General features: G+C 44.7%; 10 protein-coding genes, 2 tRNA genes and 2 rRNA genes. 1 reads left to right on the forward strand and 13 read right to left on the reverse strand.

From position 1 onward, the window contains the following. Window positions 1-2: 2 nt before the first annotated feature. Genes tatC through moaC form a run of 4 tightly spaced genes read right to left on the reverse strand, consistent with a single transcriptional unit; the run spans window position 3 to window position 2,141 of the window. Window positions 3-767, reverse strand: coding sequence for a twin-arginine translocase subunit TatC (gene tatC / locus LCD32_RS03005; RefSeq protein WP_090756407.1), 765 nt, complete (start codon window positions 765-767; stop codon window positions 3-5). Between the two features lie 6 nt (window positions 768-773). Then, on the reverse strand, window positions 774-953 hold the full coding sequence (locus LCD32_RS03010) for a twin-arginine translocase TatA/TatE family subunit (protein WP_008344374.1): 180 nt from the start codon (window positions 951-953) through the stop codon (window positions 774-776). Window positions 954-980: 27 nt separating this feature from the next. After that, complete coding sequence (locus LCD32_RS03015) at window positions 981-1,634, reverse strand: redox-sensing transcriptional repressor Rex (RefSeq protein ID WP_008355687.1); 654 nt, start codon at window positions 1,632-1,634, stop codon at window positions 981-983. Window positions 1,635-1,649: 15 nt separating this feature from the next. Next, on the reverse strand, window positions 1,650-2,141 hold the full coding sequence (moaC, locus tag LCD32_RS03020; RefSeq protein ID WP_026050052.1) for a cyclic pyranopterin monophosphate synthase MoaC: 492 nt from the start codon (window positions 2,139-2,141) through the stop codon (window positions 1,650-1,652). A 138-nt stretch (window positions 2,142-2,279) separates the two neighbouring features. On the opposite strand from moaC, the gene LCD32_RS03025 reads away from it, so the two are divergent. Then, window positions 2,280-4,202, forward strand: a complete 1,923-nt coding sequence (locus LCD32_RS03025) for an ABC-F family ATP-binding cassette domain-containing protein (protein WP_224559289.1) — start codon at window positions 2,280-2,282, stop codon at window positions 4,200-4,202. A 468-nt stretch (window positions 4,203-4,670) separates the two neighbouring features. Here the strand turns inward: LCD32_RS03025 and tsaD are convergent, their stop codons facing one another. The 9 genes from tsaD to LCD32_RS03070 form a co-directional block, all read right to left on the reverse strand. Continuing rightward, window positions 4,671-5,699 carry a tRNA (adenosine(37)-N6)-threonylcarbamoyltransferase complex transferase subunit TsaD gene (tsaD, locus tag LCD32_RS03030; protein ID WP_073414380.1) on the reverse strand — a complete coding sequence of 343 codons (1,029 nt, stop codon included), beginning with the start codon at window positions 5,697-5,699 and terminating at the stop codon, window positions 4,671-4,673. Further along, window positions 5,692-6,120 (reverse strand): ribosomal protein S18-alanine N-acetyltransferase, encoded by a 429-nt coding sequence (gene rimI / locus LCD32_RS03035; RefSeq protein WP_008344382.1) that lies wholly within the window; start codon window positions 6,118-6,120, stop codon window positions 5,692-5,694. Before rimI ends, tsaD begins: the two co-directional genes overlap by 8 nt. A gap of 25 nt (window positions 6,121-6,145) precedes the next feature. After that, window positions 6,146-6,835 (reverse strand): tRNA (adenosine(37)-N6)-threonylcarbamoyltransferase complex dimerization subunit type 1 TsaB, encoded by a 690-nt coding sequence (gene tsaB / locus LCD32_RS03040; protein WP_224562746.1) that lies wholly within the window; start codon window positions 6,833-6,835, stop codon window positions 6,146-6,148. Continuing rightward, a complete protein-coding gene (gene tsaE / locus LCD32_RS03045; RefSeq protein WP_017359859.1) occupies window positions 6,816-7,292 on the reverse strand; it encodes a tRNA (adenosine(37)-N6)-threonylcarbamoyltransferase complex ATPase subunit type 1 TsaE in 477 nt (158 codons plus the stop codon). Before tsaE ends, tsaB begins: the two co-directional genes overlap by 20 nt. Before the next feature lie 12 nt (window positions 7,293-7,304). Beyond that, the gene (thiL, locus tag LCD32_RS03050; RefSeq protein WP_017359860.1) at window positions 7,305-8,282 is read right to left on the reverse strand and encodes a thiamine-phosphate kinase; all 978 of its coding nucleotides are present in this window, start codon (window positions 8,280-8,282) and stop codon (window positions 7,305-7,307) included. A gap of 279 nt (window positions 8,283-8,561) precedes the next feature. After that, window positions 8,562-8,638 (reverse strand) — tRNA-Asp (locus LCD32_RS03055). A 49-nt stretch (window positions 8,639-8,687) separates the two neighbouring features. After that, window positions 8,688-8,764: transfer RNA gene (locus LCD32_RS03060), tRNA-Met, on the reverse strand. Window positions 8,765-8,781: 17 nt separating this feature from the next. After that, window positions 8,782-8,897 (reverse strand): 5S ribosomal RNA (gene rrf, locus LCD32_RS03065). A gap of 61 nt (window positions 8,898-8,958) precedes the next feature. Next, window positions 8,959-11,889: ribosomal RNA gene (locus LCD32_RS03070) — 23S ribosomal RNA — on the reverse strand. Between the last annotated feature and the right edge of the window lie 142 nt (window positions 11,890-12,031).

The raw sequence follows: 12,031 nt of genomic DNA on the forward strand, positions 1-12,031 counted from the left end.
TTTTATGAGACAACATCATTTTCTTTCTCCTCTGTCTCTGTTTGCTGCATTTTGCGATAGGTCACTCTTGAAATGACAATACTCACTTCATACAAAACGAGCATTGGCAAGGTAACCATGAGGTGAGAAACGAGCTCTGGCGGTGTAATAAGTGCGGCAATGACAAGGAGGACAAAATAGGCATACTTCCGTATTTTCGATAAAAACATCGGTGTAATGATGCCAAGTCTAGTGAGAAACATCAACACGACAGGCATCTGAAACAAAAAGCCAAATGGAAGTGTTAACTGCATCAGAAATGTAAAATACTCATGAATCCCAATCACTTGCTCCACATGTAAATCATTTGACATCCGCATCATAAAGTCGACGACAAACGGAAACAAAATAAAATAAGAGAAAGCCACACCGCTCAAAAATAAAAGCAGTGCAATCGGAATATAAGCAAGTGTCACCTTTCTTTCTTTTTCATATAAGCCAGGACTCACAAACGCCCAAAGCTGATATAAAATTACGGGACACGTCAAAACAAGAGCAATGACAAAAGCGAACTGCATAAACACGTACAGTGGATCTGTGAGCTTAAATGCGTTCAATGTCAGTGTAGCCGCTTCATCGGTATTTTGTAAATACACAATGACCGGCTTAGCGAGAAAAAAACCTGCCACCATAAAGGTGACAAAAAACATCGCAATGATCACTAAACGTTTTCGCAGTTCCACAATATGCTCCATAAGCGGCATATCTTTGACATTCATGAAGCTCATCCTATTCTACTGATCTTCTTTTTTCTTTTTTTCTTCCTGATCATCAGCTAAACCTTTTGTGGCATTTTTGAATTCACGTAATGTATCTCCTGCTGCTCTTCCTAATTCAGGAAGCTTTTTCGGCCCAAAAATAATGAGCGCAACAACCGCAATCAGAACCAAACTTCCAGGACCGATCGGACCCATTTGCTCCACCCCCTTTACCCCTTTTCGTCAGTCCTCCTGTGTAACAGAGTAATGCTTTAAGAAATACACAAGAGACTGAAGTTCAACCGCCAAATCTATATGATGAATTCGAATGTGTTCCGGCACATTCAATCGAGCCGGCGTAAAGTTAAGGATTCCTTTGATGCCAAGGGCAATCAAACGATCTGTAATGGATTGAGCTGCTACGGCAGGCACTGTCAAAATCGCAACAGGAATATCTCCTACCTCTTGCACATGCTCTTCAAGCTTATCCAAATCATAGACAGGCACGCCGCCTATCTCACTTCCTATTTTACTCTCATTGACGTCAAAAGCCATTGAAATTTTTGTATTATTATTTTTAATGAAATTATAGTGTAAAAAAGCAGTCCCTAAATTCCCGACACCGATGAGCATGACATTCGTCATTTCATCTTGGTCAAGGGTCTTTCTAAAGAAGGTCAAGAGGTAATCGACGTTATAGCCATACCCTTTCTTCCCAAGTGCACCAAAGTAAGAAAAATCTCGGCGAATGGTGGCAGAATCCACTTTGACTGCATCACTAAGCTCTGCCGATGACACCCTTTGTTTTCCTGATGCATGCAGATTTTTTAAAAAACGGTAGTAAAGCGGCAAACGTTTGGCTGTCGCTTGTGGAATTTTTGACTGGTCTATATTCATATAAGATCCTCCAACTTAAATATCAGATGCTCTGTGAAAATCACCGTTTTTCCCGCCTGTTTTTTCTACTAGATAGGTCGGGCCGATGATCATCCCTTTGTCTATTGCTTTGCACATGTCATAAACGGTCAGTGCACATACTGAGGCAGAAGTGAGCGCTTCCATCTCCACACCCGTACTTCCTTTTGTTTTCACCTGTACTTGTATGTTCAGAATGTACGCATTTCCGTCTTCCTCCCAATCAAAGGAGATATCGACACCTTTTAATGCAAGCGGATGACACATTGGAATGATGCTGGACGTTTGCTTTGCTGCCATGATGCCAGCTACCTGTGCGACAGACAGCACATCCCCTTTTCCAATGTCATGCTTTTGTATTTGATGAAATACTTCTTTTATCATACGAACGCTTGAAACAGCAACGGCAGTTCTCACTGTAGACGATTTGTCACTAATGTCGACCATCTTTGCTCTTCCTTGTTCGTTAAAGTGGCTAAATTGACTCATCTTTCAACGCTCCCTCACTCAAATCATACACTATTTTTTCCTATCTGTCTTTCATTTGACCATGGCAGCCGTATGTAAGATTTGCCGGTTTACTGCTGATAAGCTACACTTAACATATTATAGCAGAGGTGAAGTTACATGATGATTCTACAAGTGAATCAGCTGTCCAAATCGTTTGGCGCTGATACCGTTTTAACGAATATAAAATTGGAAGTCAAAGCGAGGGATCGTATTGCCATTGTCGGTCGTAACGGTGCAGGAAAATCCACGCTTTTAAAAATCATTGCCGGTCAAATGTCTTACGAACAAGGTGAGATCATCAAACCGAAAGACCTATCCATTGGATATCTAGCACAGCATACAGATGTGACGTCTACACGTACGCTAAAAGACGAACTACTATCCGTTTTCGATCATTTAAAAGAAATGGAACAAGAGATGAGAACCATAGAAGAGAAAATGGCTTCTTCCACAGGAACAGAATTAGATTCTCTAATGAAAACCTATGACAGACTGCAGCAAGCATTTAAAGATCAAGGCGGCTATCAATATGAAGCAGATGTCCGCTCCATTTTACACGGACTCGGCTTTAGTCATTTTGAAGATCATACAACCGTCCAATCCTTAAGCGGCGGTCAGAAAACCCGTCTAGCGCTTGGAAAGCTATTATTGATGAAACCAGAACTCTTGATTTTGGATGAGCCAACCAACCATCTAGATATTGATACCTTATCATGGCTTGAGCAGTATTTGCAAAATTATACAGGAGCCATTCTCATCGTTTCCCATGACCGGTACTTCTTAGACAAGGTCGTGAACCATGTATATGAAGTGTCAAGAACAGCGATGAAAAAGTTCGCTGGGAACTATAGTAAGTATCTTGACCAAAAAGCTGAGCAGCTAGAGCGTGATATGAAGCTGTATGAAAAACAACAAGAAGAAATTTCGAAGCTTCAAGATTTCGTGGATCGCAACTTAGCAAGAGCCTCCACCACAAAGCGTGCTCAAAGCAGGCGGAAACAGCTGGAACGGATGGATCGTTTAGATAAGCCGTTAGGAGATGAAAAATCCGCAAACTTCCATTTCGATATTATGAGGCAAAGCGGAAATGACGTGCTGAAGGTGCATGATCTCGATATTAGTTACGATAAAAAAACGCCGCTCCTCTCCTCACTCTCTTTTCATATTAAACGGGAAGATAGCGTGGCACTCATCGGTCCTAACGGTATCGGGAAATCAACTCTTTTAAAAACCTTAACGGATACGTTAAAACCAGTAAAAGGCGAGATCAGCTTTGGTTCTCATGTGACGATTGGCTACTATGATCAGGAACAAGCCAAGCTGACATCCTCCAAGAAAGTGTTAAATGAACTTTGGGATGATTATCCCCATATGACTGAAAAAGACATTCGGACTTGTTTAGGAAACTTCCTTTTTTCAGGTGATGACGTCTTAAAGCCTGTACATGCATTAAGCGGTGGAGAAAAAGCACGACTTGCGCTGGCAAAGCTGATGCTCCAAAAAGCCAATTTCCTGATTCTTGATGAGCCGACGAACCATCTTGATTTAGACAGTAAGGAAATTTTAGAGAATGCACTGATTGATTATCCAGGCACCATCTTGTTTGTTTCGCATGACCGTTACTTTATCAATCGCTTGGCAACAAAAGTACTTGAGCTTTCGCCAGATGAAACAAAAGAATACCTCGGTGACTACGACTACTATCTTGAAAAGAAAAACGAACAATTAGAGCTTGAAGCACTCCAAACTCAGGAGACGCATAAAAAACAAGCAGAAAAACCAGTAGAAACAGCAAAACTTTCCTATGCAGAAGAGAAAGAACTCAAAAAGAAAGAAAGACAAAAGCAGCGCCGAATTGAAGAAATTGAAGAGCGTATCGCTGTCATCGAAGACAAGCTCGGTGAAAACGAAGAGCTTCTATGTGATCCTGCTATTTTCCAAGATCACGAGAAAGTACAAGCCATTCAAACAGAAAATGATGCGCTCAATCAAGAGATGGAATCACTTTTTGCGGAATGGGAAGATCTATCAGATGCATAAAGAGTGCCCTAACGGGTGCTCTTTTTTTAAGGTGTGAATCTTTATCCACAATGATACCCACAATAACATCTTGATTATTCTTAAATATTTTAAAGTTATCCACTTTATCCACAGTATTTTAATCACATATCCACATAAAAGATTACATTTATACACATTCTCTTCATTTTAAAACGAATTTTCTAACAATTGTGGATATATAACGTTTACATGTGAATAAATCGCTTTCATTTCAATAGAAAAAACTCCTGTACATCCACAGGAGTTCCAAATTGTTGACAAAGGGCTAAAATGTTGTTTATTTTAGCCTTTGTCTTCTTTTCCGCGTGATAGAAAACCTTTGCAGTCTAGGAAGGACGAGTACTGGCGCAGAGCGAATTTCACATTCGTGAGCACCGGAACGCAGGACTGACACCGAATGCGAGGGTTTGTCTACACGCTGAAACTCCTGTATATCCACAGGAGTTCTTATTCATAGGAAACAAGCGGCAGTCCAGGTTGACCGTTCATTGCCATGTCGCCTCTTATTCCCTTTTCAAATGCAATGGTTCCCGCAGCAGCAATCATGGCTGCATTGTCTGTACAAAGAGACAATGGCGGAATAATAACATCCACTTCAGGCATCTTCGCAAATGCTGAAGTAAGAGCTTCTCTAAGACCTTTATTGGCAGCGACCCCGCCAGCTAGAACGACTTGTTTCACACCATATGCTTCAGCCGCTTTTAATGTCTTTCCGACTAACACCTCAATCACGCTTTCTTGGAAACTTGCAGCCAAATCCTCTGGCGCAATGGTTTCGCCCTTTTGAGACGCATTGTGTAACGTGTTGATGACCGCTGATTTTAAACCGCTGAAGCTAAAATGATAGGATCCTTCTTCTAGCCATGCTCGAGGAAGCTTAATCGTTGGCTCCCCTTCATGTGCCAATCGATCAATGTGAGGTCCCCCTGGATATGGCAGACCCATTGTCCGAGCTACTTTGTCATACGCTTCTCCAGCCGCATCATCCAACGTTTCACCAATGACCTCAAAAGATCCATGCTCTTTCATCAAAACAAGCTCAGTATGCCCACCAGAGACGACTAGAGCTAAACAAGGAAACACCAGTTCACCAACAAGCTGGTTCGCATAAATGTGTCCAGCAATATGATGAACACCAACAAGCGGAATTTGATGTGCAAAACTCAATGCTTTGGCTGCATTGACACCTATCAAAAGTGCACCAACTAAGCCCGGACCTTCTGTCACAGCAATGGCGTCTAAATCCTGAAAAGTCATATTGGCCTGCGTCATGACTTCTTCTAATACGATCGTCATTTGTTCCACATGATGTCTTGAAGCGATTTCTGGTACCACGCCGCCAAATCGTTTATGGCTTTCTATTTGTGAGGCGACAACATTCGCTACGATCTCTTTCCCATTTTTCACAATGGACGCAGCTGTTTCGTCACAGCTTGTTTCTATACCTAATATGAATCGATCTTTTTTTTCACTCATTTATCTTCACCCACATGACTAATGCATCTTCCCCGTTATCCGTATAATAATTCTTTCGAATAGAAGCTGGTTTAAAACCTAGCTTTTCATAAAGGGATTGTGCTGGCGTATTTGATACCCGCACTTCTAGTGAAAGATGATCTGTCTTTTTTTCTTTGCAAAATTCCATGACATATCGAAGCAGCGCTTCCCCGTATCCTTTTCCCCGGTGCTCAGGGAGAATCGCAATATTCGTAATTTGTGCATCATCCATGACAATCCAAACGCCGCAATACCCAACAGGCTGACCATCTTCTTCAATGAGGAAATAATGGCTGTATTGGTTATGGAGAATTTCATAGACAAACGACTCTTTTTTCCAAGGCGCTGTAAATGAATGCACTTCAATCGTATATACCTCTGGGATGTCCTCTACTGTCATTCTTCGCATCTCTACTGTGTTGAGATTATTTTTGTCCTTCAAGCCATTTCACTTCCGCTTCTGCCAAACGAATATAATTAGGAACAAGCTGATGGACATCTTCAGCAGGGCGGTCTGCCCCCAAAAATGCGAGCACTGAAGGTCTTGGGTTGTGAAATGCCTCGTCTGCTAAAACGGCGGTTTCTCCAAGTATGGAGAGTATATTCTCTTGATGAAGATGCACATCATGTCCAAGAAATAAAACAGGGTTCCCTTCTTTTTTTAGCTCTTGAAGCCAATCAGTGAGCAGGATATTTTGATCTGGTTTCACTTCTTTTATCTTTCCACCTTCAAATGTATATAACCCTGTATAAACTTGTCCTCTTCTTGCATCAAATATAGGAGAAATCATTCCATCAAAATGTCGAGCATTTGCCGCCAGCGTTTCTAAACTTGAAACAGCAGCTATCGGGATAGACAGCGTCCAAGCAAGTGTTTTTGCAATGGTCACACCGATTCTAACGCCAGTGTAAGAGCCGGGTCCTTTGGCTACAACAATTTTGCTTAATTCGTTCGGTGCTACGCCGCATTCTTTCATCAGTGCTTCAACTGTCGGCATTGCACGTACTGAATGATTCTTCTTTAAGTACGTAATACTTTCCCCAACCACAGTGTCATCACGGACAAGAGCTATTCCGAGTGTATGGTTTGACGTATCAATTGCCAGTATGGTCAATGTTTTTCATCTCCTTACAAAGGGCCTCATAACGCTCCCCTTTTGCATAAAACGTGAGATGACGTTCTTCTTCACGTTCTGTTCTCAGCATTTCAATTTTTAAATACGATGAAGGCAATTGAGGTTCAATGAGATGTGCCCATTCAACCAAACACACACCTTCCCCCTCAAAATATTCGCCCAGTCCAATATCTTCTTCCGCATCTTCCATACGATACACATCCATATGATAAAGTGGCAGTCTGCCATCCGTATATTCTTTAATAATTGTAAAAGTAGGGCTGTTGACGATACGGGTAATACCTAAGCCTTCTGCAAAACCTTTTGAAAAAGTCGTTTTACCTGCGCCTAAGTCTCCTTCTAATGTTAAGACATCGCCGGGCATCACAAGTGTAGCCAAGGCAGCAGCAATTCGTTTCGTCTCATCCGCACCTTTTGTTGTCCACGTTAACTTCATGGTGAAGTCACCTCATTTCTTAAAATGATTATATCCTTTTTTCATTAAAATTGTTTGTTGATCATGGTCTTTTAAAATAACGCTGGACGCTTGGTCATCTTTGACTTGTCCAATACGCGTGACCTGAATGTGTTCTTTTTTACATTGCGTCTCAAATCGCTTCCAATCCGTTTCAGGGATCGTACCAGTTAAGACAAAATCCTCTCCACCGAACAAGACCCATTCAAGCCACTCTTTATGTAACAACGGTAGATGTGGATGTTTTGGGAGCTGATCAGCTTCAATTTCAATCGTCACACGACTGGCTTCCGCTATTTCGTTTAACTCACTCGCTAATCCGTCACTCACATCATTCAAGGTCACCCGGGGGAAGCTTGAACAAATAAGGCCAGCAGCAATATGGGGCTGCGGCATTTTGTGTCGCTCTAGAAAAAAAGCAGTGTCAATCGAATGTGCAGTATTTACTTCATTCATTAAAAGGGATAGCCCAGCAGCTGATGAACCTAGTTCACCTGTGACAAAGACAACGTCTCCTGTCTGAGCACTATGACGGTAACAGGCTGATCCCTTTGGAATCTCACCAATGACCGTTACTGTGATGACAAAGTCACTGCGGGTGGCTACTGTATCTCCACCGATTAAATCCATATGATATGTGTCAGCCAATGCTTTCATTCCCTCGTAAAAAGCTGCGACAATTGCTTCATCCCCATGAGGCGGGATCGCGATTGATACAAGATAATACTTAGGGGTTCCTCCCATGGCTGCAATATCACTGATATTCACTGCCAGCGCTTTAAATCCAACCTCAAAGGGTGTGGAAAAATCAAATCGAAAATGGACATGCTCTACCATTGTATCAACACAAACGACCTCTTCACAATGTGAATGAGGTTGATAAACACTAGCATCATCACCGATGCCCATGACCAAAGAACGCTGATGCGTTTCTTTTGGTGTAATTCGACGAATAAGATCAAATTCATCCATAAAAGACAGCCCCTTCATACAATCAACTGATTGAGCAAACATGATGTCAGACACAGTTAGTATTAGTGTAGCGAATATGAGCCTCGGTTCCAACTAAAAACGATATAAAGAAAGCCTGGTATAAAAAAACCAGGCGTTGTTTGTTGAAGTCATGATCTTTTCTTATCACATTTAGTGTAGCCAAACACAAGGAGTTTCATTGCGTCTAGGATACTTATTGAAAGAAAAAGACATAAAAAAAAAACGAAACTATACGTTTTCGTTTACAAGTCATAAAAATGGCGGTCCGGACGGGACTCGAACCCGCGACCTCCTGCGTGACAGGCAGGCATTCTAACCAACTGAACTACCGGACCATTTTGGCTGTACTCAATGAGCACTCGCTACTTAATAGGTAAAATAATTTGGTTGCGGGGGCAGGATTTGAACCTGCGACCTTCGGGTTATGAGCCCGACGAGCTACCGAACTGCTCCACCCCGCGACGATATAAAATGACAAGCTTGGCGGCGTCCTACTCTCACAGGGGGAAACCCCCAACTACCATCGGCGCTGAAGAGCTTAACTTCCGTGTTCGGTATGGGAACGGGTGTGACCTCTTCGCTATCGCCACCAAACCTGATGGAGAGAATGTTCTCTCAAAACTAGATAACAACGTTCATTTTTCACATTAGAATATAGGTTAAGTCCTCGATCTATTAGTATCTGTCAGCTCCACGTGTCACCACGCTTCCACCTCAGACCTATCAACCTGATCATCTTTCAGGGATCTTACTTCCTTGCGGAATGGGAAATCTCATCTTGAGGGGGGCTTCATGCTTAGATGCTTTCAGCACTTATCCCGTCCGCACATAGCTACCCAGCGATGCCCTTGGCAGAACAACTGGTACACCAGCGGTGCGTCCATCCCGGTCCTCTCGTACTAAGGACAGCTCCTCTCAAATTTCCTGCGCCCGCGACGGATAGGGACCGAACTGTCTCACGACGTTCTGAACCCAGCTCGCGTACCGCTTTAATGGGCGAACAGCCCAACCCTTGGGACCGACTACAGCCCCAGGATGCGATGAGCCGACATCGAGGTGCCAAACCTCCCCGTCGATGTGGACTCTTGGGGGAGATAAGCCTGTTATCCCCGGGGTAGCTTTTATCCGTTGAGCGATGGCCCTTCCATGCGGAACCACCGGATCACTAAGCCCGACTTTCGTCCCTGCTCGACTTGTAGGTCTCGCAGTCAAGCTCCCTTGTGCCTTTACACTCTGCGAATGATTTCCAACCATTCTGAGGGAACCTTTGGGCGCCTCCGTTACATTTTAGGAGGCGACCGCCCCAGTCAAACTGCCCACCTGACACTGTCTCCCTGCCCGATAAGGGCAGCGGGTTAGAAGGTCAATACAGCCAGGGTAGTATCCCACCGATGCCTCCACCGAAGCTAGCGCTCCGGTTTCCAAGGCTCCTACCTATCCTGTACAAGCTGTACCAACATTCAATATCAGGCTGCAGTAAAGCTCCACGGGGTCTTTCCGTCCTGTCGCGGGTAACCTGCATCTTCACAGGTACTATAATTTCACCGAGTCTCTCGTTGAGACAGTGCCCAGATCGTTGCGCCTTTCGTGCGGGTCGGAACTTACCCGACAAGGAATTTCGCTACCTTAGGACCGTTATAGTTACGGCCGCCGTTTACTGGGGCTTCAATTCGCACCTTCGCTTACGCTAAGCGCTCCTCTTAACCTTCCAGCACCGGGCAGGCGTCAGCCCCTATACTTCGCCTTACGGCTTCGCAGAGACCTGTGTTTTTGCTAAACAGTCGCCTGGGCCTATTCACTGCGGCTTCTCGGGGCTTTAACACCCTAAGAAGCACCCCTTCTCCCGAAGTTACGGGGTCATTTTGCCGAGTTCCTTAACGAGAGTTCTCTCGATCACCTTAGGATTCTCTCCTCGCCTACCTGTGTCGGTTTGCGGTACGGGCACCTCTCACCTCGCTAGAGGCTTTTCTTGGCAGTGTGGAATCAGGAACTTCGCTACTAAATTTCGCTCGCCATCACAGCTCAGCCTTCACGGGAAACGGATTTGCCTATTTCCCAGCCTAACTGCTTGGACGCGGATATCCAATACCGCGCTTACCCTATCCTCCTGCGTCCCCCCATTGCTCAAATGGTGAGAAGGTGGTACAGGAATATCAACCTGTTGTCCATCGCCTACGCCTTTCGGCCTCGGCTTAGGTCCCGACTAACCCTGAGCGGACGAGCCTTCCTCAGGAAACCTTAGGCATTCGGTGGACGGGATTCTCACCCGTCTTTCGCTACTCATACCGGCATTCTCACTTCTAAGCGCTCCACCAGTCCTTCCGGTCTGACTTCACTGCACTTAGAACGCTCTCCTACCACTGTTCGTAAGAACAGTCCGCAGCTTCGGTGATACGTTTAGCCCCGGTACATTTTCGGCGCAGAGTCACTCGACCAGTGAGCTATTACGCACTCTTTAAATGGTGGCTGCTTCTAAGCCAACATCCTGGTTGTCTAAGCAACTCCACATCCTTTTCCACTTAACGTATACTTTGGGACCTTAGCTGGCGGTCTGGGCTGTTTCCCTTTCGACTACGGATCTTATCACTCGCAGTCTGACTCCCAAGGATAAGTCATCGGCATTCGGAGTTTGACTGAATTCGGTAACCCGGTAGGGGCCCCTAGTCCAATCAGTGCTCTACCTCCGAGACTCTTACCTTGAGGCTAGCCCTAAAGCTATTTCGGAGAGAACCAGCTATCTCCAGGTTCGATTGGCATTTCACCCCTACCCACACCTCATCCCCGCACTTTTCAACGTGCGTGGGTTCGGGCCTCCATTCAGTGTTACCTGAACTTCACCCTGGACATGGGTAGATCACCTGGTTTCGGGTCTACGACCACGTACTCATGCGCCCTATTCAGACTCGCTTTCGCTGCGGCTCCGCATCTTCTGCTTAACCTTGCACGGGATCGTAACTCGCCGGTTCATTCTACAAAAGGCACGCCATCACCCGTTAACGGGCTCTGACTACTTGTAGGCACACGGTTTCAGGATCTATTTCACTCCCCTTCCGGGGTGCTTTTCACCTTTCCCTCACGGTACTGGTTCACTATCGGTCACTAGGGAGTATTTAGCCTTGGGAGATGGTCCTCCCGGATTCCGACGGAATTTCACGTGTTCCGCCGTACTCAGGATCCACTCTGGAGAGAACAATATTTCAGTTACAGGGCTGTTACCTTCTTTGGCGGGCCTTTCCAGACCTCTTCGCTTATATCGTTCCTTTGTAACTCCGTATAGAGTGTCCTACAACCCCAAGAGGCAAGCCTCTTGGTTTGGGCTGTTCCCGTTTCGCTCGCCGCTACTCAGGGAATCGCATTTGCTTTCTCTTCCTCCGGGTACTTAGATGTTTCAGTTCCCCGGGTATGCCTTCTCATACTCTATGTATTCAAGTATGGATACTACTCCATTACGAGCAGTGGGTTTCCCCATTCGGAAATCTCCGGATCAAAGCTTGCTTACAGCTCCCCGAAGCATATCGGTGTTCGTCCCGTCCTTCATCGGCTCCTAGTGCCAAGGCATCCACCGTGCGCCCTTTCTAACTTAACCATTTCTTACTTTAGAAAGAATCACTATGTGTGATGAACTTTGCATTGCATTCAATGTGAATGTATTACTTATTGTTATCTAGTTTTCAAAGAACAATCCTGTCTCGCTAGAGACATGTTTGAAGGAATGATCCTTCAAAACT

It is taken from the genome of Bacillus sp. RSS_NA_20 (assembly GCF_020165915.1).
GTDB lineage: Bacteria > Bacillota > Bacilli > Bacillales > Bacillaceae > Bacillus > Bacillus altitudinis.

Bases quoted from the DNA above. Each gene is read 5' to 3' on its own strand.
- thiL (WP_017359860.1), bottom strand. From the start codon at position 8,282: ATGGATGAATTTGATCTTATTCGTCGAATTACACCAAAAGAAACGCAT.
- LCD32_RS03015 (WP_008355687.1), bottom strand. From the start codon at position 1,634: ATGAATATAGACCAGTCAAAAATTCCACAAGCGACAGCCAAACGTTTG.
- tsaE (WP_017359859.1), bottom strand. From the start codon at position 7,292: ATGAAGTTAACGTGGACAACAAAAGGTGCGGATGAGACGAAACGAATT.
- LCD32_RS03025 (WP_224559289.1), top strand. From the start codon at position 2,280: ATGATGATTCTACAAGTGAATCAGCTGTCCAAATCGTTTGGCGCTGAT.
- tsaD (WP_073414380.1), bottom strand. From the start codon at position 5,699: ATGAGTGAAAAAAAAGATCGATTCATATTAGGTATAGAAACAAGCTGT.
- LCD32_RS03010 (WP_008344374.1), bottom strand. From the start codon at position 953: ATGGGTCCGATCGGTCCTGGAAGTTTGGTTCTGATTGCGGTTGTTGCG.
- rimI (WP_008344382.1), bottom strand. From the start codon at position 6,120: ATGACAGTAGAGGACATCCCAGAGGTATATACGATTGAAGTGCATTCA.
- moaC (WP_026050052.1), bottom strand. From the start codon at position 2,141: ATGAGTCAATTTAGCCACTTTAACGAACAAGGAAGAGCAAAGATGGTC.
- tatC (WP_090756407.1), bottom strand. From the start codon at position 767: ATGAGCTTCATGAATGTCAAAGATATGCCGCTTATGGAGCATATTGTG.